This window comes from Streptomyces sp. NRRL WC-3742, assembly GCF_000720635.1.
GTDB lineage: Bacteria > Actinomycetota > Actinomycetes > Streptomycetales > Streptomycetaceae > Kitasatospora.
Window position 1 is genome coordinate 25620 of sequence record NZ_JOCF01000056.1, and the last position, 24043, is coordinate 49662.

Consider the following 24043-nt stretch of genomic DNA (forward strand, 5'->3'; position numbering starts at 1 on the left):
CGCAGTCCCTCGCCGCGCGGGGCCCTCGGCGCGCACACTGGCCGTATCCGGACATGCCCGGAACAACCGGGAGGTGCCGGGAGTCACCGACCACAGGGGGTTGGCCATGGCCTTACGAATCGGCAGGCGCAGGGCGGCCGGCAGGTTCCGCACCGCGATCGGCGCACTCGTCGTCGCCCTGACCGCCGGTGCCGTCGTCGCGGTGCCCGTCGCGGAGGCGGACGCGGCGGGATCGAAGGTGGTCTACCTCACCTTCGACGACGGCCCGAGCACCGCCTACACGCCCAAGGTCCTGAACGTGCTGGCCCGTTACGGCGTGCAGGCGACCTTCTTCGAGGTCGGGCAGGAGGTCAGTGCCCACCCCTCCGTCACCAGCCAGGTCGCCCGGCAGGGCCACAGCGTGCAGAACCATTCCTGGTCCCACCCGGACCTGAGCCGGCTCTCCGCCTCCGCCGTCACCTCCCAGGTGACCAGGACCGACAAGGCCATCCGCGCGCAGACCGGCCGCACCCCCTCCTGCCTGCGCCCGCCCTACGGCAGCCTCAACTCCACCGTGCGCTCGCGGGCGGCGGCCCTCGGCAAGCAGGTCGTGCTCTGGTCGGTGGACCCGCAGGACTGGGCCCGCCCCGGCACGGGGGCGATCGAGTCGCGGGTGCTGCGCAACGTCCGACCGGGCTCGGTGATCCTGATGCACGACGGCGGCGGGAACCGCGGCCAGACCGTGGACGCGCTGCCGACGATCATCTCCACCCTCAAGGCGCGCGGCTACACCTTCGGCGTCCTCTGCCGCTGAACTCCGGTCTCAGCTCTGCCCGTTCAGCACCAGCGCCCACACCAGGCAGGCCAGGGCGCCGGTGCTGAGCAGGGTGCGCAGCAGATTGGAGCGCACCCACCGTGCCTCGAACCCGGCCCGCACCTGCGCCGGATCGGCGATCAGCGACGGTTCGCCCGCGGCGGCGAGCGCGTCGTTGAGGGGGATGTTGACGGCCCGGGTCACGCCGATCACCGCGACGTACAGGACGAGGGCGGCGGCGGTCGGCCCGAGCGCCCGGTGGCCCTCGGAGGGCAGGTGCAGGGCCACGGCCACGGCGGTGGTCAGCAGCGCGCCGACGAAGCCGAGGAAGAACCAGCCGTTCAGGATCGCGACGTTGATCCGCTGCATGACCTCGACGAACGTCCGGTCCCCGGCCCCGGCCAGGGCGGGCATCACCGAGCAGGAGTAGGCGTAGAACAGTCCGGCGGACAGGCCGCAGGTGACGGTGGCCGCCACCAGGGCGAGCGTGCGTGCCAGTTCCATGATCGGGTGCCCCCGGGTGGTCGCGCGGATCGGTTCGCGGTCGATCATCGGGCATCGGCGGCCGCCGGGCCAGCCCCGCCGCTCAAGAGTCCCTCAAATGACGGACCGTCAACTGATGCTCCGTCATTTACGTCTGTCCCGATCACCGCCGATCGCCGCCGACTGCCGCCGATCGGCGTCGATCACCGTCGTTACACTGGGCCGGTGGACACGCTCACCGGACTCCTCGACGGCCCCAAGGCCCGCGGCGCCTTCCTGCTGCGCTCGGTCCTGACCCCGCCGTGGGCCCTGCGGATCGAGGACGGGGCGCCCCTGTCGGTGGTCACACCCGTGCGCGGCGACACCTGGATCCTGCCCGAGCACGGATCCCCGCTGCTGCTGCGCCCCGGAGACGTGGCGATCGTGCGCGGCCCGCAGCCGTACACCGTCGCCGACGACCCGGCCACCCCGGTCGACGTGGTCGTCGGCCCCGGGCAGGTCTGCAGCCGCGACGGCGAGGACGTCTCCGCCTCGCTCTCGCTCGGCGTGCGCACCTGGGGCGACGGCAGCGAGGCCGACGAGCACGCTTCCGTCCTCCTGTCCGGCACCTACCAGGCCGAGCACGAGATCGGCCAGCGGCTGCTCGGCTTCCTGCCGACCCTGCTGGTCCGCCCGGCCGGCACCGGCGCGGACGACACCCTGGTGCGGCTGCTCGCCGCCGAACTCGGCCGCGACGAACCGGCGCAGGAGCTCGTCCTCGACCGCATCCTGGACCTGCTGGTGGTCTCCGTCCTGCGCTCCTGGCTCGCCGCCCCCGACTCCGGCGCCCCCGCCTGGTACCGCGCCCAGCACGATCCGGTGGTCGGGCCCGTCCTGCGGCTGATGCACGACGACCCGGCCGCCGCCTGGACGGTCGCCGACCTGGCCCACCGGGTCGGCGTCTCCCGGGCGGGCCTCGCCCGGCGCTTCACCGCCCTGGTCGGCGAGCCGCCCATGGCCTACCTCGCGGGCTGGCGACTGGCGCTGGCCGCCGACCTGCTGCGCGAGCCGGACTGCACCATCGCCTCCGCCGCCCGCAGGGTCGGCTACAGCAACGCTTTCGCGCTCTCGGCCGCGTTCAAGCGGGTGCGCGGCCTCAGTCCGCAGGAGCACCGCCGCCTGGCGGCGTCCGGGCAGGCCCCGGCCCGTCCGCTGGAGGCGGGCGCGGCATCCGTTCCGCGTACGGTGATCCTGGCGGGCTGAGCGGGCTGAGCGGGCTGAGCGGGCTGAGCGGGCTGAGCGGGCTGAGCGGGCTGAGCGGGCTGAACTGCTGAACTACCGTCCGAACCGGTCGAACCGGTCGAAGAGCGCCTGGAGGTAGTCCTCCAGGCGGCCGGTGAGTACGGCCGGCGTCAGGTCCTCGCGGCCGAGTTCGCGCCAGGGGACGGCGACCTTCTCGGCGTCCGGGGCGAAGGCGAGCGCGTCCAGCAGGCGCCAGTACAGGTGGTCGCCGGGTTCGGGGCTCAGCAGGCCGCCGGCCTCGCGGTAGCGGTCGGCCAGGGACATCCCGGCCTCCACGCCGTGCAGCAGCGCCAGCGCGGTGGAGCAGTGGGCGACGTCCAGGTCCGCCGGGCCCCAGGAGGTCTCGACCCAGTCGACGACCCCGCTGATCCGGGTGTCCGCGCCCGAGCCGGTGAACAGCACATTGCCCGGGTGGAAGTCGCGGTGCAGGAAGCAGGGCCGGTGCGCGGGTGCCTCGCGGTCGATCGCGGCGATGGCCCGCGCCCACAGCTCGGGCCGCGCGGTGTGCCCGGGCACCGCCACGCGCTCGGGCGCCGTCCACGCCTGCCAGGCGCGGGGGCGCTGATCCTGCGGCGGCGTCACGGCGTGCACGGTGGCCAACTGCCGTGCCAGCAGCCCGATCCGGTGCTCGACCTCGCCGCCCCTGGCTGAGCCACCCTCAACCGAGCCGCCTTCGCCCGCCCCGTCCTCGGCCAGCCGGACGGTGCCCGGCAGCAGCGACATCACCAGCGAGGGGTGGTCGCAGTGCTCGGCCGTCGCGTCGACGGCGTACACCCGCGCGGCCGGGACGGGCCCGGGGGCGAGCAGGCGCAGGATCTCGGCCTCGCGGTTGAGCAGGCCCTCGGCGTGGCGCAGGTAGAACGGCTTGACGAAGGAGCGCAGCACCAGGCTGCGGCCCTCGCCGACCTCGCTCTCCACGTCCAGGCGGCGCATCACCGAGGTCCACCCGCCCCGCAGCGTCCGTACGGTGCCTATCCGCTCGCCGGGGGCGAGCAGGCCCTCCACCCAGCGGCGCGTGGCGCCCCACTCCGGCGCGGTCTCCCCGTTGTCGTCGATCATGGGCGCCACCCTACGGCAGGGTATTTCGACGATCGTCGAAATTTGACAGAGCGCCGGGCGAGGGGTTGTGTGGTGCCCGTCCGATCCGACAGCAGCAGTTCGCAGCAGGGGAGTTGCGCCATGCCCAGGAGCGTCGTCTTCGAGACCGTCGGAGGGCCGGAGGTCCTCACCGTCCGCCCCGTCGGGCTCCCGGAACCCGGCCCCGGCGAACTGCGGCTGCGCGTCGCGGCGATCGGCCTCAACCGGGCCGAGGCGTTGTTCCGTGCCGGGCTCTACCTCGAGCAGCCGAAGCTGCCCGCCACCCTCGGGTACGAGGCGTCCGGCACCGTCGAGGCGGTCGGCGAGGGCGTCGCGGGCTTCGCGGTCGGCGACCGGGTCGACGTCGTCCCCGCGTTCTCGCAGAACGACTACGGCACGTACGGCACCCACGTGCTCGTCCCGGCCGGCGCCGTCGTCCACCACCCGGCGGGGCTCACCCCGGCCGAGGGCGCGGCCGTCTGGATGCCGTACCTCACCGCGTACGGTGCCCTCGCCGAGGACGGGTATCTACGCCCGGGCGACTTCGTGCTGATCACGGCCGCGGCCTCCGGCGTCGGCCTCGCCGCGATCCGCACCGCGAGCCGCCTCGGGGCGGTCCCGATCGCCACGACGCGCACCGCCGCCAAGAAGCAGCACCTGCTGGACGCCGGCGCCGCCCACGTCGTCGTCACCGGCGAGGAGGACCTCGTGCAATCCGTCCTCGACGCCACCGACGGCCGGGGCGTACGCACCGTCTTCGACCCCGTCGCCGGCCCCGGCGTCCTCACCCTCGCCCGCACCGTCACCCCCGGCGGCCGCCTCATCGTCTACGGCCGCCTCGACCCCACCGACACCCCGCTCCCCGGCCAGGACACCTTCGCCTCGGTGCTCAGCCGCTTCTACTCCATGCACGAGGTGACCCACGACGCCGAACGCCTGCGCCGCGCCCACACGTTCGTGACGGCGGGGCTGGCGGACGGCGGCTTCGCACCGGTGATCGACCGCGTGTTCGACGGCCTGGACGCGGTGGTCGAGGCGCACCGCTACCTGGAGGCGGGCGCCCAGGTCGGCAAGATCGTCCTCAGCGTGACGGACTGACACCGTCCCGCATCCGGCCCGGGTGGAGCGGGATCAGGGCCGCACGCACGAGCCCCGGGACTACGGAAGTAGTGCCACTACTTCCGTAGTCCCGGGGGCCGCCTACCCCTGCCGGGCGGCCTCGCGCCGTGGCGCCCCCGCGGCCGCGACACGGGCGGGCCGGGTGGTCGCGGCCGCCGTGGCGCAGGCGGCCAGGGCCCAGGCGGCGGCCGCGAGGGGGAACCGGTCGGTGCCGAGGACGGTGATGGCCGCCGATCCGGCCGCGCCGCCGGCGGCGGTGCCGAGGTAGAGGGCGCTGCTGTTGAGGGAGATGAGCAGCGGCGCGTTGGCCGGGTCGATCGAGGCGAGGCGGTGCGGCAGGGCGACCGACACCGACCAGCCGGCCAGCGGGACCACCACCGCGTAGGCGAGCGCCCCGGGCATGCTGCGCCCCAGCCAGGGGAGGGCGGCGAACATGGTGGCCGCGACGGCGGAGCCGATCAGCAGGACGGGGCGCACCCCGGCCCGGTCGACGAGGCGACCGCCGAGCCAGCTGCCTGCGACGGAGGCGACGCCGGCGGTGAGCAGGACGAGGCTGAGGCGCCCGGCGTCGCCGCCGGTGGCTCCGTGGACGGCGGTGGCGAGGTAGATGTAGACGCTCTGGAAGGCGAGGAAGAACACGAGCGTGGTGAGCGCGGCGCCCAGCACCGGGCCCTTCCCGAGCGGGGCGAGGCGCTCGCGCAGGGTGGGCGGCGCGGTGACGGGGGCGGGCAGGTCGCGCAGGAGGGTGGCGAGGCCGGCCCAGGCGATCAGGCCGAGCGCGGTGACCAGCCACATCGTCAGCCGCCAGTCGCTGCTCCCGACCCAGGTGCCGAGCGGGACGCCGAGCGCGGTGGCGACGGTCATGCCGCCGAGGACGGTGGCCAGGGCGCGTCCGCGTCGTTCGGGCGCGACGAGTGTGGTGGCGACGGCGTTGGCGTTGGGCGTGTAGAGCGCCGCGCCGGCGGCGGCGAGGACGCGGGTGGCGAGGAGGAGCCCGAAGGTGGGGGCGACGGCGCTGAGCGCGTTGGCGAGGGTGAAGACGGCCAGTGCGCCGAGCAGGAGCCGACGCCGGGGCAGCCGGGCGGTGAGCGCGGCCAGGGGCGGGGCGAGGAGGGCGTAGGCGAGGGCGAAGACCGTCACCAGCTGGCCGGCGGTGGGCACGCTCACCCCGAGGTCGGCCGCGACGGGGGAGAGGATCCCGGCCACGACCATGGAGTCGGTGCCGACGGCGAAGGTGCCGAGGGCGAGCAGGAGCAGGCGTACGGGCACGGGACGGTCCCCCCGGAGGTTGTTTGATGTCTGGGCAACAGTTTGACGCTCGCCAAACAATCTGGGATTGGTGGATAATTGTCAAACCATCCCGCGCTCCCGCCCGCCGACCCGAGGACCGATCCGCCGCCATGATCCCGACCACCACCCCCGCCGCCCCCGCCGCCGAGGACGAGCGCCTGCCCCAGCCCGCCGCCGGGGACATCGAGCTCGTCACGGTCCTCCACGCGCTCGGCGACCCGGTCCGGATGCGGCTCCTGCTCAACTACGCGGACGGCGCCGAGCACTCCTGCGCCCCCCACGACCTCGGCCTGGAGCACCTGCACAAGTCGACGGTCTCCCACCACATGCGCGTCCTGCGCGAGGCCGGCGTCACCACCACCCGCGTCGCCGGCCGCAACCGCTTCGTCAGCCTGCGCCGCGCCGACCTCGACGCCCGCTTCCCCGGGCTCCTGGACGCGCTGCTCGCCTCTGCGCCCGCCCTCTCCTGAGGCCCGCCCCCTCCTGGCGCACACCCTTGCCAGGCGCCGGCCGCCCGTGATCCGATGGCGCGAGCATCGCGTGCCGGTGACGGATCGCGTCAGGCATGGAGGTGCGGAACCGAAGGAGTGGCCCCTCCGTGGCCTCCCGCAACGAGGGCGAGCGCGTCCTCGCCCTGAGCCTTCAGCTCACCCGAACCCATGACGAACTGCGCCGCCGCATCCGCGACATCAAGGCCGGCCTCGGCCGTGCCGGCGGCATCGACGAAGCCCTGCGCACCCACTGCCTGGCCTTCTGCAGCGCCCTGACCACCCACCACCGCGGCGAGGACGAGGGCCTGTTCGCCGAACTCCTGCGCGAGCGGCCCGACTTGGCTGGGACGATCGCGAACCTCGTCCAGGACCACACGATGATCTCCGGCATCCTCGCCCGCGTCGTCGAACTCGCCGGGCAGGCGGCCGAGGGGCGGGCGGCCGACGGGCAGCACGCGGACCCCGCCGCGATCGGGCGTGAACTCGACGGCCTGGCAGCCATCATGGAGTCCCACTTCCGCTACGAGGAGCGCGCCCTCGCCGCCGCCCTGGACGCGGGGGTACCGGACACCGGCTGGTCGGGGCCCGTCCTGAGCCCCTGACCGGGCCGTGCCCCTGAGTCCCCGAGTCTCTGACTCCTGAGCCGCTGAATCCCCGAGTCGGCTCTGCCGGGCGTGTCAGCCGCGCCGGGCGAGCCGGTACGGGCCGAAGTAGTACGACAGCGCGGCGATCGTGGCGCCGTCCGAGATGCCGCCGTTCGTGAGGAGGTCCAGCACCTCGGCCTCGGACAGCCACTCCACCCGGTCGGCCTCGGCCACGTCCACCGGCTCGCCGACCCGGGTGGAGCCGGTGGCGAGGAACGCGTGGAAGCGGGCGTCCGAGATGCCGGTCAGCGCGAAGTACTGCGTCAGCGGCTCGACGGCCGCCGGGCGCCAGCCCGTCTCCTCCTCCACCTCGCGGGCGATGGCCGCCGCCGGGTCCTCGTCCGTCTCCACCCATCCGGCGGGCAGCTCCCAGCCCCAGCGACCGGTGATGAACCGGTGGCGGTGGAGCAGCAGCACGTACCCGCGCTCGTCGACGACCACGGCCGTCGCGCAGGCCCGGGGCATCCGCACGGCGTGGTGGTCGACGCGGCCGACGCCGGGGATCTCCACGTCGTCCAGCCACAGCTCGACCCACGGCGACCCGTACACCTGCCGCCGCCCGTGCACCTGCCACTCCACGGACCCGCTCCTCTCCTCGACACCACCGAGCCTCTCACGCCCCGGCCCCCCGCCGCGCCGGGCCGAGCGGCGCACCCGGCGGCGAGGGACGGCCCGTAGGCTGGTGGCCGGTGCGCGACGGCGCGCCGCAGGGCACGCGGGCAGCGACGGAAACGGCAGGTAGGCGGCGGCGATGCAGTTCGACGACCAGGGCGATCTCGACACCTCGCAGGTGGACGACAGACGGGGCATCCCGGGCGGCAAGGTCGCCATCGGCGGCGGCGCGGTGGGCCTGATCGCCGTGCTCTTCGCGGTCCTCCTCGGCGTGGATCCCAAGCTGCTGGGCCTGTCCTCCGGTGGCGGCAACAGCTCCGGCTCGTCCACGGCGCGCAGCGCCGGCGAGGTGCAGCAGGCGTGCAAGACCGGCGCGGACGCCAACAAGCGCCAGGACTGCCGGATCGTGGCGGTCACCAACAGCCTCCAGGACTTCTGGCGCGCCGAACTGCCCAAGCAGACCAAGTCGCCGTACAAGCCCGCCGAGACGGTGCTGTTCACCGACCGGGTCAACACCGCCTGCGGGGGCGCGACCTCCGCCGTCGGGCCGTTCTACTGCCCCGGCGACCAGAAGGCGTACTTCGACCTCGGCTTCTTCGACGAACTCTCCACCCGCTTCGGCGCCAAGGGCGGTCCGTTCGCCGAGTCCTACGTCGTCGCCCACGAGTACGGCCACCACATCCAGACGCTGCTGGGCACCATGCAGAAGGTCGGCAACGACCGGCAGGGCGCCTCCAGCGCCTCCGTCCGGCTCGAGCTGCAGGCCGACTGCTACGCCGGGGTGTGGGCGCACCACGCCACCACCACCCCGCAGGCGTCCACCGGCCGCCCGCTGATCAAGGCGCTCACCGACCAGGACATCGCCCAGGGCCTGGACGCGGCCGCCGCGGTCGGCGACGACCGCATCCAGAAGCAGGCCACCGGCCGGATCAACCCCGAGGCGTGGACGCACGGCTCCTCCGACCAGCGCAAGGCGTGGTTCACCACCGGCTACCGCAGCGGCGACCCCACCCAGTGCGACACCTTCTCCGCCGCCAAGCTCTGACGGCGACGACGACGGCGGCGGACGGCATGAGGGGCGGACGGCACGCGGAGCGGATGGCACGCGGAAGCCGGCACGGCGTGGGGCGGCGGCGGACCCCTGACACCTGTCAGGGACCGCCGCCGCCCCCGTCTTCCTAGGCTGGCGAGCACAGGCCCCGGGGAACACCCGTCAGGGGCCCTGACCAGCAAGGGAGAACCCTCACATGCGCAGGATCACCCACGCCCTCGCCGCCCTGGCCCTCGCCTCGGCCGCCCTCACCACCGCCGCCGCCGGCAGCGCCGACGCGGCGGACGGTTCCTGGGCCGGCTGCCCGTACGGCGCCGTCTGCGTCTACCCGCAGAACCAGGACCCGGCCTCCAGCCCCAGCGAGGTCTACTGGAGCTACGGCGCCCACCCGCTGAGCAACCAGTACGGCAACCACTGGGTGCTCAACAACCAGTCCGGCGGCGCCCACGCGCACCTGTGCCGGGGCTCGAACGGCACCAACTGCGTCTACGACATCGCCGCGCAGAACGGGGTCTGGTACGACCTCGGGCCGATCAACTCGATCACCCTCGACCGCCCCTGACGGTCCGTCGGGTATACGTGTGGTGCCCGTCGCGCGGGGGGCGGCGGGCACCCGCGTCACTGCTGCGCGGGCACCGCCCAGTCGGCGGCGAAACCCGCCCCCGCGCGCCGCACCCGCGCCGCCCCCGTCCCCGCGAAGTGCGCGGGCACCACCAGCGCCCCCTCGTCCGCCGCCCGCGCCAGCACCCGCAGCCGGCTCTCGGCCGCCTGCACCGGGTCGAGGCAGAAGCAGCTGGAGCAGGAGGGGTGCGCCAGCTGGACGGGGGAGTGCATCATGTCCCCGACGAACACGGCCCGTTGACCTCCGGAGTCGACCCGCAGTACCGAGGAGCCCGGCGTGTGCCCGGGCATCTGTTCCAGTGCCAGCGAACCGCCCAGGCGCACCGACCCCGACCACTCCACCTCCTGCCCGGAGGCGAGCACGGGCGCGACGCTGTCCGCGAACACCAGGTCCCACTCCGCCCACTGCCCGGGGTCGATGACTCCCGCCGTGCGGAGCGGGTGCGCGGCCGCCGGGTCGAGGAACTCCCGGTCGGCGGCGGGCAGGTAGTAGGCGGCGTTGGGGAAGGTCGGCACCCACTCCTCGCCCCGCCGCTGGGTGTTCCAGCCCACGTGGTCGGCGTGCAGATGGGTGTTGACCACCACGTCCACGTCCTCCGGCCGAACCCCCGCCTGCGCCAGCAGCTCGAGGAACTCGCCCTCACGACGGTGGAACATCGGCGTCCAGGGCCGCTCCCTGCCGTCCCCGACCCCGGTGTCCACCAGCACCGTCCGCTCGCCGTCGCGCACCACCCAGGTCTGCAGCGCGCCCAGGAACGCACCCGCCTCGTAGTGGTCGGGCACCAGGCGGTCGCCCTCCGTCCAGGCCCGCTCGGCGAGTTCGGGCACCATGACGGCGGCCGGGGCGAATGCCCCCTGCCACTCCAGCACCCGTACGACCTCCACGTCCCCCAGCACGAACCGTTCCACAGCAGCCTCCCAGGCGATCGATCGGTTGTCCCTGCTCTGCCGTCGAGCCTAGGAGTGCCGGATGAGCCGCTCAATGCTCGACCGGCTCCGTCCGATACGCGTACGGCTCACGCCCGGCGGCTACGATGGCCCCCATGGACGTGGTCAGTGACGCCATCGCCGCCGTACGCACCGGTCGGCCCTTCTCCAACCGCCTGCGGGTCAGCGGCCGTTGGGGCGCACGCCTGCCCCCGTACGCCGGCGCCGGCTTCCACGTGGTGCTCGCCGGCCGCTGCTGGCTGCACCCGGACGGCGCGGACCCGCTACCCCTCGCGGCGGGCGACGTCGCACTGCTCCCTCGCGGCGGCGGACACGCCCTCGCCGATCGGGAGATCACCCCCGAACAGGCCCTGCGGCTACCCGAGTTGGACACCATCCTGCCCCCGAACGGCCGCGACTCGCAGAACCTCGACCCGCAGAACCGTGACCCGCAGAACCGTGGCCCGCAGGACAGGACCGACGAACTCCTCTGCGGCAAGTACCGCCTCGACCACGCCGTCTCCCACCCGCTGATGAGCGAGCTCCCCGAGGTCGTCCACTTCTCCACCCGCGACGGTGAGCACCCCGAACTGCGCACCGCCGTCGACCTGTTGGGCGCCGAGGTGGCCTCCGTACGGCCCGGGGGAGAGCTCGCCGTACCCGCCCTGGTTGACCTGCTGCTCGTCTACCTGGTGCGCGCCTGGACCACCCGGCGCAGCGCGGACGGCTGGGGCGCCGCCCTGGCCGACCCGGTGGTGGCCGCCGCGCTCGCCGCCCTCCACGAGGACCCGGCCCACCCGTGGACGGCCCACACCCTCGCCCAGCACGCCGGAGTCTCCCGCGCGACTCTGGTGCGCCGCTTCACCACCCTCACCGGCCGGCCGCCGATGACCTACCTCGCCTGGTGGCGGATGACCCGCGCCGCCGGACTGCTGCGTCGCGGCACCGACCCGCTGGAGGCCGTCGCCCGCCAGGTCGGCTACGGCAGCCCGTACGCCCTCTCCCACGCCTTCCACCGCCACTTCGGCACCACCCCGGGCCGCTACCGCGCCGCTGCGGCCCCCGAAGAGGCGTCTGCCGCACCGGAGTTCGCGCAACGAGCAGCCGTCAGGCCGGGTGCAGCCCGGGGTTCCCGGCCTCCGTGACGAAGGATGAGGTCGTGGACAGGGTGCCGCCCGGGCGGGTGATGGGGGAGGCCACCCGGTTGCCCTCGAACCGGGACGACGGAACTACGCCCAGGCGGGATCGCGTCCGGTCAGGCCGAGGACTCGGTCCAGGGTGGGTGCTTCGGCCGACACCGCGACTTCCGGTCGGTACATGCCCATCTCCCGCCCCTGCTCCACGCCGTGGATCATCGCGTCGTGCAGATGCGCGAGCAGGTCGGCGGGCAGTTCCAGCCGCTGCCCGGTCGCGACCGCCAGGTCCCAGCCGTGCACGGCCAGCTCGCCGACGATCATGTCGCCCAGGACGGGCGCGGGCAGCGTCTGCGGCGTGCCCATGCTCGTCTCGCATTCCCAGGCGCTCGGCGGCGCCCACGACGACGTGATGTCGTCCAGCAGGGCGAGCAGGCGGCCGCGCCAGTGGCCGTCCGCCAGGTCCACCTCGGTCTCGGTGGCCGCGGGCAGCGGAACGGGCTCCTTGCGGCCGGCGCCGGCGAGCGACGGGCCCCAGAACAGGAGGTGGTTGACCAGCGCCCGCACGTCGTACTCCGTGCACGGAGTCTTATTGGCGAGCTGGTCGTCGGTGATGGTGCGGGCGACTGCGGCCATGGCCTGGGCAGCGTTGGAAAGGTGTGACATGACGGCCACGCTAGGTGCATCGGGTCGGAAGAGTATTGAACAAAGGCGCCATACACTTTGCCGTGTGAGGCGAGACGTTCGTGAGCTGGCGGGAGCGTGGAGCAGGTATCAGCGCCACGCGATCCACAGCCCGTCGTCGGCACTCGCGCCATGGGTGGACCATTACTGGGAGGCTCGCTGGGACTACGCCGAGCCCTACCGGCAGAAGATCGTGCCGTACCCGAACGTGCACCTGTCGTTCGGCGGCGGCCGCGCGGACGTCCACGGCGTGTGCGGCGGCTACCGGATCAAGGTCCTCGAAGGCCGCGACCACGTCTTCGGCGTCGCGTTCCGGCCGGGCTGCTTCCGCCCGTTTCTCGGTGCCTCCGTCTCGACGATCACCGACCGCGTCGTCCCGGCAGCCGAGGTGTTCGGCCCGGACCTGCCCACGACGCCCGACGTGCCGACGGTGGAAGCGTTCCTGCTGAAGCACCTGCCGGACGACGACCCCCGGGTGCGCCAGGCGGTGGCCGCGGTCGAGCTGATCGCCGAGGACGAGGCCATGACCAGGGCCGAACAGCTCGCCGCCGAGCTGGGGATGAGCATCCGGGGGCTGCAACGGCTTTTCGCGGAGTACGTCGGCATCGGGCCCAAGTGGGCGATCCGCCGCCACCGCCTGCACAAGGTGACCGCACGCATGGCCGCCGGCGGCGCGATCGACTGGGCCGCGCTGGCGGCGGACCTCGGCTACGCCGACCAGGGCCATTTCATCCGCGACTTCAAGCGCATGTTCGGCGAGCCACCGACCTGGTACGCGCAGCGATATTAGTCGGGTAGTCGGGTAGTGGGGTCACGTCGCCTACGACAAGTACCGGCGGCAGCGCCCGATGCCCCTGCGGCCGGCCGGGAGGGCTGCCGCCCGGCCGGCCGCAGGGGAGGGTCACAGGGGCAGGTCCTGCCAGGGGCCGAAGGTGGTGGGCGTGGTGCCCGTGCGGTAGTGGACGAGGCCGTCCGTGCCGATGGCGAACAGGTGGAGGAGGCCGTCGCCGTCGACGATCGCGGCCGGGTGGTCGAGGACGGTGCCGCCGAGGTCCTGCCAGGGGCCGTAGGCGGAGTTCGGGGCGGTCTGGGCGGTGGTGCTCACGCCGCCGCCGCGGTTGCGTTCGAACAGGACGACCCGTCCGCCGAGGGTGGTCGTCGCCGGCTCGCCCACGCCCGCGTCGCCGCCGAGGTTGGCCGGGGGCTGGCTCCACGGTCCGCCGGGCCGGGTCTGGTAGCTGACGAGCATCGCGCCGGTGCCGACCTCGCGGTAGGCGAGTTCGATGCGCCCGTCCTGGTCGAGTGCGGCCCTGGGCGGGCTCGCCGGGCGGGCGTCGGGAACCGGGGCCGGTCCGCCGTAGGCGTCGTCGTCGGGCGCGGTCTGCGACCAGTTGAGGATCTCGTTGCGGGTGGCGGCGAAGACCTCGATCCTCCCGGCGCCGTTGCGGATCGCGGCGACCGGGTCCTGGAGGTCGGTGCCGTGCAGGTCGTCCCAGGTGGTCGTCCAGGCGCCGCCCGGGATGGTCTGCCGGATGGTACTGAGGCCGCCGCCGCCGTTCTTGACGAAGAGTTCGAGCCGGCCGTCCTGGGAGGCGGCCACCACGGGCACGCCGACCTGGTCCGCGTTGCCGAGCCCGGCGCTGGGGTTGCCGAGGTCGGCCCAGCTGTCGCGCCACAGGCCGTTGGGCGTGGTCTGCGGGACGGAGACGATGTGGTGGTCGGTCAGGCGGCGGGCGAAGACCTCCAGCCGGCCGTCCGCGTTGGTGCCGACGGCTATGCCCGGCGCGAGGCGCCCGCCCGGGTCGGCCAGCCGTGTCGCGCCGCCCCAACTGCCGTTCGCCCGGCGCCAGTAGGTGTGGAGGGCGCCGGCCCGGACGACGAAGACCTGGGGCCGGCCGTCCTGGTTCAGTCCGGCCCAGGAGGTGCCGCGCGACCAGCGGTAGTACATTCGGGAGAACCAGGCGGCCTGGAAGTTCCCCGTGTGGTCGTGGCTGACGTACTCGGAGACGTACGCGCCCTTGGCGTCGGCCGTCCCGGGGTCGAGGTTCACCGGGGAGTCGCCGATGTTGTAGTCCCGGTGGTTCACCTGGATCAGCGTGTCGCCGTACTGGCTCGCCGCCTGGCCGGCGAACTTCGCGGCGGCGACGTGGTCCGGGTGGTCGGGCCAGTAGCGGCTGTCGGGGAGTTCGTCCTGGGCCCGGAGCACGGTCGGCCGGTAGGTCACCATGATCTGCCGCAGTACCTCGACGACGTCCGCGGCCGTGTAGGTCGACGGCCCGGACAGCGGGCTGCCCTTCGGGACGACCGTGGTGTCGGTGCCGCCGGCCAGCACGGCGGCGAGCCCGGCGTCGTGCAGGTTGAGGAAGACCAGGTGCACGGGCCGGTCGTTGAGGACGTACCGCTCGACCTGCTTGCCCGCGACCGTCCACGCCTCGACCGTCCAGTGCCCGATCTCGTCGGTCGCCGGGTCGTCGTCGCCGACCCCGGCCATCCGGGAGTAGGCGTTGACGGCGCCCATCTGGCGGTTCCAGGTGCGAAGCGGCTCGCCGGCGGTGTCCCAGCAGGTCGAGGCACACGGGTCGCCGGTCGCGTTCCCCGCGGTGACGAACACCGTGACGGACGGCGTGCGGTTGGCGATCGCGTTGGACAGGTCCGGGTTCATGAACAGGATGTCGTCGTCCTCGTGCGCGACGACGTGCATGACCAGCGGCCCGGAGTCGGTGGCCGCAGTCGTACTCGCGGCTGCGGCTGCGCGAGTCGCGGTACCTCTGGCCAGGACAGGTGTGGCGAGGGCGGTGAGCGCGATGGAGGTGAGGAGTTGCCGTCGTCCGATCGCCATGTCATTCCTTCCGTCGTGACGCGCACCAGGAAGCCGTAGGGGGAGGGGAGCAGTCGGCGGCGCGGCTCGCAGCGCGTCGAGCATCCGTGGGTATCGGACCCGGACGTCGACGGGGATGGGAATGGGGTCAGGTCGGCGAGGACCTTCGGAGAGATAGTAAAATTCCTTAACTGGCGAGGTGTCAAGGGTGCGGGTGGCTGCGCGGTGAGGCGGTTACCGGTTGCGGGCGAGTTCCGCGCCGGCCTGGCGCAGCCAGTGCGCGGCCCGGGCGCGGGCGTCGCCCGGATCGCCGGCCAGTCCCACCAGCGTGAGGGGTCGAGGGTCGGGGGATTCCCCGGCCACGACGTGGACGGGGACGCCGGCTCGGTTGGCGCGGGTCATGACCTCGCCGACCACCTTGCCGAGCAGGCTGGTCGCGTCGAACCGGCCCTCGCCCGTGATCACCAGGTCGGCTCGGGCGAGGGCGGCGTCGAGGCCGAGCAGGTCGGCGACCGCCCGGGCGCCCGGGGTGACGGTGGCACCCCAGATGGCCATCAGGCCGTAGGCGGCGCCGCCGGCCGCTCCGGCTCCGGGCTGGTCGGGGGAAGTCCGGAGCAGCTCACTGAGCCGGGTCAGACCGCGTTCGAGCAGCGCGATGTCCTCGGGGCCCGCCCCCTTCTGCGGTCCGTAGACGGCGGCGGCGCCGGACGGGCCGAGCAGCGGGTTGGTGACATCGGTGAGCAGCCGGACGCCCTTCGGCGGTGCGGCCCTCAGGCGGCTGCGGTCGATCCGGTGGGCGCGGGCGAGCGCTCCGCCACCGTCCGGCAGGGGTACGCCGTCGACGTCGAGCAGTCGCAGGCCGAGCGCGTGGAGCAGGCCCGTGCCGCCGTCGGTGGAGGCGGAGCCGCCCAGGGCGATCAGCAGGCCCTGCGCGCCGCCGTCGAGTGCGGCGGCGACGGTTTCGCCGGTGCCGCGCGTGGTGGCGGTGAGCGGGGAGGGCCGCTCCATGAGCGGAAGGCCGCTGGCGGTGGCGAGTTCGACCACGGCGGTGCCGTCGGGCAGGAGCGCGTACGCCCCCTCGACGGTCCGGCCGTCGGGGCCGGTGCAGCCGCCGACCCGCGTCAGGGCGGCTCCCGGGTGGGCGGCCGCGACGGCGGAGAGGGTGCCCTCTCCGCCGTCGGCCATCGGACGGACCGTCAGGTGGTCGTCCGGTCGGACGGAGCGCCAGCCGTCCGCCAGCGCCTGGGCCGCGCCGGAGGCGGTGACGGTGCCCTTGAAGGAGTCCGGCGCGATGACGACCCTCATCGGCCTGCCGCTCATTGGTCTGCCACTCGCTGGTCGACCACTCACAGCTGGGCCACTCACAGCTGGGCCACTCACAGCTGGGCCACTCACAGCTGGGTCACTCACAGCCGGGTCACTCACAGCCGGGTCACTCACCGCTGGGCCACGTGGGCGCGATGACGCTCGATCAACGTGGCCAGGGTCTGCTCGCCCGGGGTGTCCCAGATCTGCTGGTTGAAGATCTCGACCTCGACGAAGCCCGTGTAGCCGGCGGCCGTGACCTGTTCGGTCAGGGTGCGGAAGTCGATGTGGCCGTCGCCGACGTGTCCGCGTCCGAGCAGGGCGTCGGCGGGCAGCGGGAGCGTCCAGTCGCAGACCTGGTAGGAGGCGATCCGGTCACCTGCCCGGGCGATCTGCCGGGCGAGGTCCGGGTCCCACCAGACGTGGTAGCTGTCGACGACGACGCCGACCTGGTCGACGGGGTGCTGTTCGGCGAGGTCCAGGGCCTGGCTGAGGGTGGAGACCACGGCGCGGTCGGCGCAGAACATCGGGTGCAGCGGTTCGATCGCCAACCGGACGCGGAAGTCTCCTGCGTGCGGTGCGAGTTCGGCGAGGAGCTCGGCGACCCGGGCGCGGGAACCGGTCAGGTCGCGGCTGCCCTCGGGGAGTCCGCCGACCACCATGACCAGTGTGTCGGTGCCCAGTTCGGCCGCCTCCTCCAAGGCACGGAGGTTCTCGGCGAGGGCGGCCCGGTGACCCTCGGCGCCGGTGGCGGTGAGGAAACCGCCCCGGCACAGCGAGCTGACGGCGAGTCCCGCGTCGCGGACCAGCTTCGCCGCTCGGGTGAGACCGGTCTCGGCGACCTTGTCCCGCCACAGGCCGATGGCCGGGATCGCGGCGTCGACGCAGCCCTGGACGGCCTGGGGCAGGCTCCAGTTCCTGGTGGTGATCTGGTTGAGCGACAGCCGGTTCACTGCTCCACCCCCGCGACGGCGAGGAGCTGCCGCATCCGGTGTGCGGCCAGCTCCGGGTCGGGCAGGACGCCCGCCGCGTCGGCGAGCCTGAACAGTTCGACCAGGTGGGGGACGGAGCGTCCGGTCTGGGCGCCGTTCACCATGATGAAGTGGTCCTGGTGGCCGGTCAGCCAGGCGAGGAGGACGATGCCGGTCTTGTAGTGGTAGGTCGGAGCGGCGAACAGGTGCCGCGCCAGCGGCAGGGTCGGGGCCAGCAGCGCGTCGTAGCGGTCCAGGTCGCCGGCGTCCAGGGCGTGCAGGGCGGCGGCGGCCCGGGCGGCGATCGGGTCGAAGATGCCCAGCAGGGCGTGGCTGTGGCCGAGTTCGTCGCCCCGGATCAGCTCGGGGTAGTTGAAGTCGTCCCCGGTGTAGAGACGCACGCCCTCGGGCAGGGCGCGTCGCAGGGCGATCTCCCGGTCGGCGTCCAGCAGGGAGACCTTGATGCCGTCGATCCGTCCGCCGTGCTCCTCGATCAGCGCGAGGACGGTGTCGGTGGCCCGGTCGAGGTCGGCCGAGCCCCAGTAGCCGGCCAGCGCCGGGTCGAACATCTCGCCCAGCCAGTGCAGGATGACGGGCCGGCGGGACTGGGTGATCAGCCGGCCGTAGAGCTGCAGGTAGTCCTCGGGGTCGGTGGTGGTGGCCACGAGGGCCCGGCTGGCCATCAGGACCGGCTGCGCGCCGGCCTCCTCCACGACGGCGAGCTGTTCCTCGTAGGCGGCCAGGATGTCGGCGAACGATGGTGAGGGCAGGGTGAGTTGGTCGGTGCCGACGCCGCAGGCGAGGCGGCCCGCGACGGCTCGGGCCTCGGCGCCGGAGCGGGTGATCAGCTCCTTGGTGGCGGCCCAGTCCAGGCCCGTGCCGCGCTGGGCGGTGTCCATGGCGTCGGCGATGCCGAGGCCGAGCGCCCAGAGGTGGTGGCGGAAGGCGAGGGTGGCGTCCCAGTCGACGGCGGCGGGTGCGCCGAGGGCGTTCTCTCCCCGGGGGTCGGCGACGACATGGGCGGCGGCGAAGGCGATCCGGCTGGTCGGGGCGTTCGGGGCGGTCGGGTGGACGGGCAGCGGCTCGGGCTCGCTCATCCGGTGGACGCGGCTGCCGGGCAGGTTGACGGTGGCCATGGTTCAGATCTCCAGCTCGGGGACGTCGAGGCGGCGGCCCTCGGCGGCGGAGCGCAGGCCCAACTCGGCGAGCTGGACGCCCCGGGCGCCCTCCAGCAGGTCCCAGCGGTAGTCCGAGCCGGTGGCGACGTGCTTGAGGAACAGTTCCCACTGCACCTTGAAGCCGTTGTCGAACTCGGCGTTGTCGGGCACCTGCTGCCACTGCGAACGGAAGGACTCGGTGACCGGGAGGTCGGGGTTCCAGACCGGCTTGGGGGTGGCGGCGCGGTGCTGGAAGCGGCAGTTGCGCAGGCCGGCCACGGCGCTGCCCTCGGTGCCGTCCACCTGGAACTCGACCAGCTCGTCGCGGTCGACCCGCACGGCCCAGGAGGAGTTGATCTGGGCTATGACGCCGCCCGCCAGCTCGAAGATGCCGTACGCGGCGTCGTCGGCCGTCGCCGGGTAGGCGCGGCCCTGTTCGTCGACGCGCTCGGGGATGTGGGTGGCGGTGTGGGCGTAGACCGAGCGGATCGGGGCGATGATGCCCTCCAGCACGTACTGCCAGTGCGGGAACATGTCCAGGATCATGCCGCCGCCGTCCTCGGCCCGGTAGTTCCAGGACGGGCGCTGGGCGGACTGCCGGTCGCCCTCGAAGACCCAGTAGCCGAACTCGCCGCGCACCGACAGGATCCGGCCGAAGAAGCCGCTGTCCACCAGCCGCTTGAGCTTCAGCAGGCCGGGCAGGAAGAGCTTGTCCTGCACCGCGCCGTTGCACACCCCGGCCGCGCGCGCCAGCCGTGCCAACTCCAGTGCCGCGTCGAGGGAGTCGGCGGTGGGCTTCTCGGTGTAGATGTGCTTGCCGGCTCCGATCGCCCGCCGGATGGCCGGCTCACGGACCTGGGTCAGCTGGGCGTCGAAGTAGATCTCGGCGAGCGGGTGGGCCAGCGCCTCGTCGAGCGAGGTGGTCCAGTGCTCCAGGCCGTGGCGGTGCGCCAGTTCCTCGAGTTTGTGCGCGCTGCGGCCGACCAGGATCGGTTCGGGCCAGAGCACCTGGCCGTCGCCGAGGGCGAGGCCGCCCTGCTCGCGGATGGCCAGGATCGAGCGGACCAGGTGCTGGCGGTAGCCCATCCGGCCGGTGACACCGTTCATCACGATGCCGATCACCCTGCGGGACATGTGGCGGCTCCTCTTGCGGTACGGGGTCGGGTGCGGCGCCGACCTGGCGGTGCGGTCAGGCGGTGTGGTCAGGCGATTCGGTCAGGCGGTGCGGTGGATGTGCCGCGGCAGCACCGGGTGCGCGAAGGGCTGCCCGGCGGTGTAGCGGGCGAGTTCGTCCGCCGCGGCCGCCGCCATCCGGTGCAGCTCGTTGCCGAGCGAGCCGGCGACGTGCGGGGTGAGCAGCACGTTGGGCAGGTCGTAGAGCGGCGAGTCGACGGGCAGGACCTCGGGCGTGGTGACGTCGAGGACGGCGTTGAGTCGCCCGGTGACGAGCTCCTCGGTGAGCGCGTCCTGATCGACCAGCGAGCCGCGTGAGGTGTTGATCAGCGTGGCTCCGTCCCGCATCAGGGCGAGCAACCGGCCGTTGATCATGTGACGGGTCTCGGAGAGTTGGGGGGCGTGGACGCTCACCACGTCGCTCAGCGTGCACAGTTCGTCGAGCGGGACCAGCCGTGCGCCGAGCGCCGCGGCCTCGTCGGTGTCCATGTACGGGTCGTGCAGCAGGAGGGCGAGGTCGTAGGGGCGAAGCAGTTCCATCACCCGGCGGCCGATCTGGGAGGCCCCGACGATGCCGATCGTGCGGTGGTAGTTGCCGATGGTCCCGTACTCGGACTGCCAGTCGAAGCCGCTGCGCCGGACGCGGTAGTCGGCGCTGATCTGCGGCACCCGCTTGTTGGCGAGCAGCACGGTGGCGACGGTGTACTCGGCCACCGGCAGCGCGTTGGCCCAGGCGGCGGAGGTCACCTGGATGCCCTGTTCCCAGCACGCGTCGGTGATGTGGTGCTTGACCGAGCCCGCCGCGTGCAGCACGGCGCGCAGCCCGGGCGCGGCGGCGAGCACGGCCTCGTCGATCGGCGGGCAGCCCCAGCTGCTGACGATGACCTCGGTGTCAGCGAGGGCGGCGACGGCTTCGGGGGTGGTGAAGTCGTCCACGACGAGCGCGGGATCGAGGTCGGCGAGCTCGGTGAGCCGGTCCAGGGTGTCCTGGTCGATCAGCTGGGTCGCCAGTTGGCGATGCATGGCCAGCAGGGCCCGTGGGCGGCGGCGTCCGGCAGGGGTGCTCATTTGACGCTGCCTGCGGTGAGGCCGGCCTTCCAGTGCCGCTGCAGTACGACGAAGGCGACGACCAGCGGGATCACCGCAAGCAGCGAGCCGGTCACCACCAGCGGGTAGAAGGTGGGCTCGGCGTGGGTCTGCGTGTTCCACGCGTACAGACCGAGGCTGACCGGGAAGAGCCTGTTGTTGGAGAGCATGACCAGCGGCAGGAAGAAGCTGTTCCAGATCGCGGTGAACTGGAAAAGGAACACCGTGACGAACCCGGGCATCACCATCTTCAGGCCGATCGACCAGAAGGTGCGCAGCTCGCTCGCGCCGTCCACGCGGGCGGCCTCCAGGACCTCGCCGGGCACGTACCCGGCGCAGAAGACCCGGGCCAGGTAGACGCCGAAGGGGTTGACCAGGCTGGGGATGAAGACGGACCAGAAGGTGTTGACGATGCCGACCTTGGAGGCGAGCAGGTACATCGGCAGCGCGAGCGCGGTGGTGGGCACCAGCACGCCCAGTAGCACCAGGCCGAACAGTTTCTCCTTGCCGCGGAAGGCGTAGACCTCGAACGCGTAGCCGGCGCAGATGCAGACGAACGCGCAGAGCGCGGCGCCGATCCCGGCGTAGAGCAGGGAGTTGAGGTACCAGCGGACGTAGATGCCTCCGTCGGTGGTTGCCAGGTCGTGGAGGTTCTGCCCGAGGTGGAAGTTGGACGCGGTGAGGCTGTTGCCGCCGAGCAGATCGGCGGTGTTCTTGGCGGCGGCGGTGAGCAGCCAGCCGAGCGGCAGCAGGGTGTAGAGGGTGGTGAGGACCAGCGCGCCGTTGACCGCGGCCTTGGAGAGGGTCCAGGGCCGCCGCGCGCGGTGGCCGGGCGCGGGAGTTGGCGGCTTGGTGCGCGCGGCGGTCCGCTTCGGGGAAGAGGGCATGGTCATGCGCGGGCCTCCGGTCGGCGCTCGGAGCGGGCGCGGGTGGCCCGGGTGATGATGAAGGACAGTGCGGCCGCCACCAGCGCGAGCAGCACCGAGGAGGCTGCCGCGAGGCCGTAGTCGTTGCGCGTGAACGCTGCGGTGTAGGCGTACATGTTGGGGGTCCAGGAGCTGTCCACTGCCGACGAGGCGCCTCTGAGGATCGTCGGTTCGGTGAACAGCTGGAGCGAGCCGATGACGGTGAACAGTCCGACCATCGTGATCGAGGCGCGGATCAGCGGGATCTTGATGCTGAGTGCGGTGCGCAGCGGGCTCGCGCCGTCGACCACGGCCGCCTCCAGGATCTCGCGGGGGATGGCCTGCAGGGCGGCGTAAAGGATGACCATGTTGTAGCCGGTCGCTTCCCACACCGCCATGTTGACCACGGCGGGCAGCGGATGGCCGAGTATGTCCAGATGGGCGCCGGCTGAGCCGAGCACGTCGAGCACCGGGCTGATGCCGGGGGTGTAGAGGTACGTCCAGATCAGCGCGGCGATGATGCCGGGCACGGCGTGCGGCAGGAAGAGGGCCAGCTGGAAGAAGCGCTTGGCCCGGGCGAGGACCGAGTCCAGCAGCAGGGCCACCAGGAGCGACAGGACGAGCAGGAGCGGGATGTAGAGCAGGCAGTACGCGGCGATGTTGAGGAACCCGTCCCGGTAGGCGGCGTCGCCGAGGGCCCGCGCGTAGTTGCCGAGGCCGGTGAAGACGGTCTCGCTGCCGCCGAAGCCGAGGCCGGAGCTGTGCTCGGTGAACAGGCTCAGGTAGACCGCGTAGCCGATCGGGGCCAGCAGGACGGCGGTGAAGAGGACGAAGAACGGGGTGAGCAGCACCACTGGCGCCCCGTACCTCCCGCGCCGCCTGACGGTGGCGGAGCGGGAGGAGACGGTAGTGCGGTGCCGCGGCGAAGTCGCTGGAGTGCGTGTCACTGGGCGACCTTGAGCCCGCGGTTCTTGAGCTCGGCGACGGTGCTCTGCTGGGCGGCGTCGACGGCCGCCTGGAGGGTGCCGCCCTGGCCGACCCTGCCGAAGGCGTCCTTCATCGTGTTGTCGGTGGAGCTCATGGTCGGGCCCCACTGCCAGTTCGGCTTGATGGACTTGGCGGCGTCGACGAAGACGGAGTAGATGTCCTGGCCGCCGTAGAAGTCGGTGTTGAAGGCGGCCTTGGCGCCGGGGACCAGGTCCGGGTCGGAGGGGAATACCGAGGAGGTGCCGGAGGCGATGCGGGCCTGGATGCCCTCGGGGGTGGTGGTCGCCCAGCTGGCGAACTCCACGGCGGCCTTGGCATTCTTGCTGTCCTTGGAGACGGCGAAGGTGGAGCCGCCGAGCATGCCGCTGGCGGGCTTGCCGTCCCAGCTCGGGATGGGGGCCACGGCCCACTTGCCGGCGGCGTCGGGGGTGCTGGCGAGGGTGGACTTGAGTACGCCGCCGCCCCAGGCGGCGCCGAGGTAGGTGGCGGTCTCGCCCTTCTGCAGGGAGGCGGTCCACTCCTGGCTGAAGGAGGGCTGGACGCGGACCAGGTCGTCGGAGACCAGCTGCTGCCAGTAGTCGGTGACCCGCTTGGTCTGGCCGCTGCTGATGGCGACGCTCCAGGTGTCGCCGACCCCGGTGAACCAATGTGCGTCGTTCTGCCAGGCCAGCGCCTCCACGGTGGTCGGGTCGTCCGGGAAGAAGGTGCCGATCCGGGTGTTCGGGTTGGACTGCTTGAGCTTCTGGGCGTCCGCGCGGTACTCGTCCCAAGTCGTCGGCGCGGTGGTGATGCCGGCCTTTGCGAACAGGTCCTTCCGGTAGAAGAGCGCCTGCGGAGAGGCGTCCTGCGGCAGGGCCCAGGAGCGGTGGCCCAGGGTGGTCAGCTCCACGCACTGCGGCAGGTACTTCGCCTTGAGGCTGTCCGGCACCAGCTTGGTGATGTCCTGGACCGCGCCCTGGCTGACGAAGTCCGGCAGCGCGTTGTACTCGACGTTGAAGACGTCCGGGGCGTTGCCGGCCTTGACCGCGTTCGAGAGCTTCGCGTAGCCGCCCGCGTCGCCGGACGGGATCTGCTGGAAGTCGACGTGGACGTCCTTGTGCGAGGCGTTGAAGGCGTTCACCACGTCCTGCGTGCCCTTGGCCCAGCCCCAGAAGGTGATGGAGACCGGGCCGCTGCTCGCGGGCCCACCGCTGCTGCCGCAGGCCGCGAGGAGCGGAGCTGAGAGCGCGGCGGCGGTCAGGGTGGCGGCGATGCGGAGGGTTCTGCGGCTGCGACGGGAAGTGGTCATGGCTCTGCTCCTGGTGAACGGGGGAGGGGGAGGTCGATGTGTCCAAGAGGGGGAGGCGGACCGCCGAGCGTTTCGCTGACCGGCGGCCGGATGTCGTCATCTTGCGACCGCCTTCGATCACAGTCAAGAGAATGGGATCGAATAATC

24 protein-coding genes are annotated in these 24043 nt (G+C 72.8%); 9 read left to right on the forward strand and 15 right to left on the reverse strand.

Annotated elements, in window-relative coordinates:
- The first annotated feature begins 106 nt into the window (after nt 1-106).
- Nucleotides 107-793, forward strand: coding sequence for a polysaccharide deacetylase family protein (locus IH61_RS0127515; protein ID WP_051838119.1), 687 nt, complete (start codon nt 107-109; stop codon nt 791-793).
- A gap of 9 nt (nt 794-802) precedes the next feature.
- On the opposite strand, the gene IH61_RS0127520 is transcribed toward IH61_RS0127515, so the two are convergent.
- On the reverse strand, nt 803-1345 hold the full coding sequence (locus IH61_RS0127520) for a DUF1772 domain-containing protein (RefSeq protein ID WP_234327355.1): 543 nt from the start codon (nt 1343-1345) through the stop codon (nt 803-805).
- A gap of 156 nt (nt 1346-1501) precedes the next feature.
- Between IH61_RS0127520 and IH61_RS0127525 the strand changes: the two genes are divergently transcribed.
- Nucleotides 1502-2518, forward strand: a complete 1017-nt coding sequence (locus tag IH61_RS0127525; RefSeq protein ID WP_031074570.1) for an AraC family transcriptional regulator — start codon at nt 1502-1504, stop codon at nt 2516-2518.
- Nucleotides 2519-2590: 72 nt separating this feature from the next.
- On the opposite strand, the gene IH61_RS0127530 is transcribed toward IH61_RS0127525, so the two are convergent.
- The gene (locus IH61_RS0127530) at nt 2591-3616 is read right to left on the reverse strand and encodes a phosphotransferase family protein (RefSeq protein ID WP_031074572.1); all 1026 of its coding nucleotides are present in this window, start codon (nt 3614-3616) and stop codon (nt 2591-2593) included.
- Between the two features lie 120 nt (nt 3617-3736).
- Between IH61_RS0127530 and IH61_RS0127535 the strand changes: the two genes are divergently transcribed.
- Nucleotides 3737-4732, forward strand: a complete 996-nt coding sequence (locus IH61_RS0127535) for a zinc-dependent alcohol dehydrogenase family protein (protein ID WP_031074574.1) — start codon at nt 3737-3739, stop codon at nt 4730-4732.
- A gap of 102 nt (nt 4733-4834) precedes the next feature.
- Here IH61_RS0127535 and IH61_RS0127540 read toward each other — a convergent pair whose 3' ends face one another.
- The gene (locus IH61_RS0127540; RefSeq protein WP_031074576.1) at nt 4835-6022 is read right to left on the reverse strand and encodes an MFS transporter; all 1188 of its coding nucleotides are present in this window, start codon (nt 6020-6022) and stop codon (nt 4835-4837) included.
- A 131-nt stretch (nt 6023-6153) separates the two neighbouring features.
- On the opposite strand from IH61_RS0127540, the gene IH61_RS0127545 reads away from it, so the two are divergent.
- Both IH61_RS0127545 and IH61_RS0127550 read left to right on the forward strand, forming a co-directional pair.
- Nucleotides 6154-6513 (forward strand): ArsR/SmtB family transcription factor, encoded by a 360-nt coding sequence (locus tag IH61_RS0127545; RefSeq protein WP_051838121.1) that lies wholly within the window; start codon nt 6154-6156, stop codon nt 6511-6513.
- 128 nt (nt 6514-6641) lie between these two features.
- The gene (locus IH61_RS0127550) at nt 6642-7136 is read left to right on the forward strand and encodes a hemerythrin domain-containing protein (protein ID WP_037973430.1); all 495 of its coding nucleotides are present in this window, start codon (nt 6642-6644) and stop codon (nt 7134-7136) included.
- Between the two features lie 75 nt (nt 7137-7211).
- Here the strand turns inward: IH61_RS0127550 and IH61_RS0127555 are convergent, their stop codons facing one another.
- Nucleotides 7212-7757 carry an NUDIX hydrolase gene (locus IH61_RS0127555; protein ID WP_031074581.1) on the reverse strand — a complete coding sequence of 182 codons (546 nt, stop codon included), beginning with the start codon at nt 7755-7757 and terminating at the stop codon, nt 7212-7214.
- Nucleotides 7758-7929: 172 nt separating this feature from the next.
- On the opposite strand from IH61_RS0127555, the gene IH61_RS0127560 reads away from it, so the two are divergent.
- Nucleotides 7930-8835 (forward strand): neutral zinc metallopeptidase, encoded by a 906-nt coding sequence (locus tag IH61_RS0127560; protein WP_031074584.1) that lies wholly within the window; start codon nt 7930-7932, stop codon nt 8833-8835.
- A 202-nt stretch (nt 8836-9037) separates the two neighbouring features.
- On the forward strand, nt 9038-9403 hold the full coding sequence (locus IH61_RS0127565; RefSeq protein WP_031074586.1) for a hypothetical protein: 366 nt from the start codon (nt 9038-9040) through the stop codon (nt 9401-9403).
- Between the two features lie 56 nt (nt 9404-9459).
- On the opposite strand, the gene IH61_RS0127570 is transcribed toward IH61_RS0127565, so the two are convergent.
- Nucleotides 9460-10371, reverse strand: coding sequence for an MBL fold metallo-hydrolase (locus IH61_RS0127570; protein WP_031074588.1), 912 nt, complete (start codon nt 10369-10371; stop codon nt 9460-9462).
- A gap of 134 nt (nt 10372-10505) precedes the next feature.
- On the opposite strand from IH61_RS0127570, the gene IH61_RS0127575 reads away from it, so the two are divergent.
- Entirely contained in the window at nt 10506-11534 is a 1029-nt protein-coding gene (locus tag IH61_RS0127575) for an AraC family transcriptional regulator (protein ID WP_063763282.1), read from the forward strand.
- An 84-nt stretch (nt 11535-11618) separates the two neighbouring features.
- Here IH61_RS0127575 and IH61_RS0127580 read toward each other — a convergent pair whose 3' ends face one another.
- Nucleotides 11619-12188 carry a TIGR03086 family metal-binding protein gene (locus IH61_RS0127580; RefSeq protein ID WP_078911445.1) on the reverse strand — a complete coding sequence of 190 codons (570 nt, stop codon included), beginning with the start codon at nt 12186-12188 and terminating at the stop codon, nt 11619-11621.
- Between IH61_RS0127580 and IH61_RS0127585 the strand changes: the two genes are divergently transcribed.
- Entirely contained in the window at nt 12187-12996 is an 810-nt protein-coding gene (locus IH61_RS0127585) for a helix-turn-helix domain-containing protein (RefSeq protein WP_199823395.1), read from the forward strand. The two genes, IH61_RS0127580 and IH61_RS0127585, sit on opposite strands and share 2 nt — an antisense overlap.
- Before the next feature lie 111 nt (nt 12997-13107).
- Here the strand turns inward: IH61_RS0127585 and IH61_RS0127590 are convergent, their stop codons facing one another.
- From IH61_RS0127590 to IH61_RS0127630, 9 genes are all read right to left on the reverse strand, one after another.
- Nucleotides 13108-15045, reverse strand: a complete 1938-nt coding sequence (locus IH61_RS0127590) for a PIG-L family deacetylase (RefSeq protein WP_031074593.1) — start codon at nt 15043-15045, stop codon at nt 13108-13110.
- 213 nt (nt 15046-15258) lie between these two features.
- On the reverse strand, nt 15259-16329 hold the full coding sequence (locus IH61_RS0127595) for a glycerate kinase (protein ID WP_199823396.1): 1071 nt from the start codon (nt 16327-16329) through the stop codon (nt 15259-15261).
- A gap of 131 nt (nt 16330-16460) precedes the next feature.
- Entirely contained in the window at nt 16461-17282 is an 822-nt protein-coding gene (locus IH61_RS0127600; protein ID WP_031074595.1) for a sugar phosphate isomerase/epimerase family protein, read from the reverse strand.
- Nucleotides 17279-18436: a dihydrodipicolinate synthase family protein gene (locus tag IH61_RS0127605; protein WP_031074596.1), complete on the reverse strand. Its 1158-nt coding sequence runs from the start codon at nt 18434-18436 to the stop codon at nt 17279-17281. Before IH61_RS0127605 ends, IH61_RS0127600 begins: the two co-directional genes overlap by 4 nt.
- A gap of 3 nt (nt 18437-18439) precedes the next feature.
- Nucleotides 18440-19591, reverse strand: a complete 1152-nt coding sequence (locus IH61_RS0127610) for a Gfo/Idh/MocA family protein (protein ID WP_031074597.1) — start codon at nt 19589-19591, stop codon at nt 18440-18442.
- Between the two features lie 81 nt (nt 19592-19672).
- Nucleotides 19673-20698, reverse strand: a complete 1026-nt coding sequence (locus IH61_RS0127615) for a hydroxyacid dehydrogenase (RefSeq protein ID WP_031074598.1) — start codon at nt 20696-20698, stop codon at nt 19673-19675.
- Nucleotides 20695-21609: a carbohydrate ABC transporter permease gene (locus tag IH61_RS0127620; protein ID WP_234327356.1), complete on the reverse strand. Its 915-nt coding sequence runs from the start codon at nt 21607-21609 to the stop codon at nt 20695-20697. Before IH61_RS0127620 ends, IH61_RS0127615 begins: the two co-directional genes overlap by 4 nt.
- On the reverse strand, nt 21606-22475 hold the full coding sequence (locus IH61_RS0127625; RefSeq protein ID WP_037973431.1) for a carbohydrate ABC transporter permease: 870 nt from the start codon (nt 22473-22475) through the stop codon (nt 21606-21608). Before IH61_RS0127625 ends, IH61_RS0127620 begins: the two co-directional genes overlap by 4 nt.
- 89 nt (nt 22476-22564) lie before the next feature.
- The gene (locus IH61_RS0127630) at nt 22565-23896 is read right to left on the reverse strand and encodes an ABC transporter substrate-binding protein (protein WP_031074601.1); all 1332 of its coding nucleotides are present in this window, start codon (nt 23894-23896) and stop codon (nt 22565-22567) included.
- Nucleotides 23897-24043 lie beyond the last annotated feature (147 nt).

Coding starts and splice junctions, on each gene's coding strand:
- IH61_RS0127520 (WP_234327355.1), bottom strand. CDS start 1,345: ATGATCGACCGCGAACCGATCCGCGCGACCACCCGGGGGCACCCGATC.
- IH61_RS0127590 (WP_031074593.1), bottom strand. CDS start 15,045: ATGGCGATCGGACGACGGCAACTCCTCACCTCCATCGCGCTCACCGCC.
- IH61_RS0127630 (WP_031074601.1), bottom strand. CDS start 23,896: ATGACCACTTCCCGTCGCAGCCGCAGAACCCTCCGCATCGCCGCCACC.
- IH61_RS0127605 (WP_031074596.1), bottom strand. CDS start 18,436: ATGGCCACCGTCAACCTGCCCGGCAGCCGCGTCCACCGGATGAGCGAG.
- IH61_RS0127545 (WP_051838121.1), top strand. CDS start 6,154: ATGATCCCGACCACCACCCCCGCCGCCCCCGCCGCCGAGGACGAGCGC.
- IH61_RS0127595 (WP_199823396.1), bottom strand. CDS start 16,329: ATGAGGGTCGTCATCGCGCCGGACTCCTTCAAGGGCACCGTCACCGCC.
- IH61_RS0127515 (WP_051838119.1), top strand. CDS start 107: ATGGCCTTACGAATCGGCAGGCGCAGGGCGGCCGGCAGGTTCCGCACC.
- IH61_RS0127535 (WP_031074574.1), top strand. CDS start 3,737: ATGCCCAGGAGCGTCGTCTTCGAGACCGTCGGAGGGCCGGAGGTCCTC.
- IH61_RS0127530 (WP_031074572.1), bottom strand. CDS start 3,616: ATGATCGACGACAACGGGGAGACCGCGCCGGAGTGGGGCGCCACGCGC.
- IH61_RS0127575 (WP_063763282.1), top strand. CDS start 10,506: ATGGACGTGGTCAGTGACGCCATCGCCGCCGTACGCACCGGTCGGCCC.
- IH61_RS0127560 (WP_031074584.1), top strand. CDS start 7,930: ATGCAGTTCGACGACCAGGGCGATCTCGACACCTCGCAGGTGGACGAC.
- IH61_RS0127615 (WP_031074598.1), bottom strand. CDS start 20,698: ATGAGCACCCCTGCCGGACGCCGCCGCCCACGGGCCCTGCTGGCCATG.
- IH61_RS0127580 (WP_078911445.1), bottom strand. CDS start 12,188: ATGTCACACCTTTCCAACGCTGCCCAGGCCATGGCCGCAGTCGCCCGC.
- IH61_RS0127620 (WP_234327356.1), bottom strand. CDS start 21,609: ATGACCATGCCCTCTTCCCCGAAGCGGACCGCCGCGCGCACCAAGCCG.
- IH61_RS0127565 (WP_031074586.1), top strand. CDS start 9,038: ATGCGCAGGATCACCCACGCCCTCGCCGCCCTGGCCCTCGCCTCGGCC.
- IH61_RS0127610 (WP_031074597.1), bottom strand. CDS start 19,591: ATGTCCCGCAGGGTGATCGGCATCGTGATGAACGGTGTCACCGGCCGG.
- IH61_RS0127585 (WP_199823395.1), top strand. CDS start 12,187: ATGACGGCCACGCTAGGTGCATCGGGTCGGAAGAGTATTGAACAAAGG.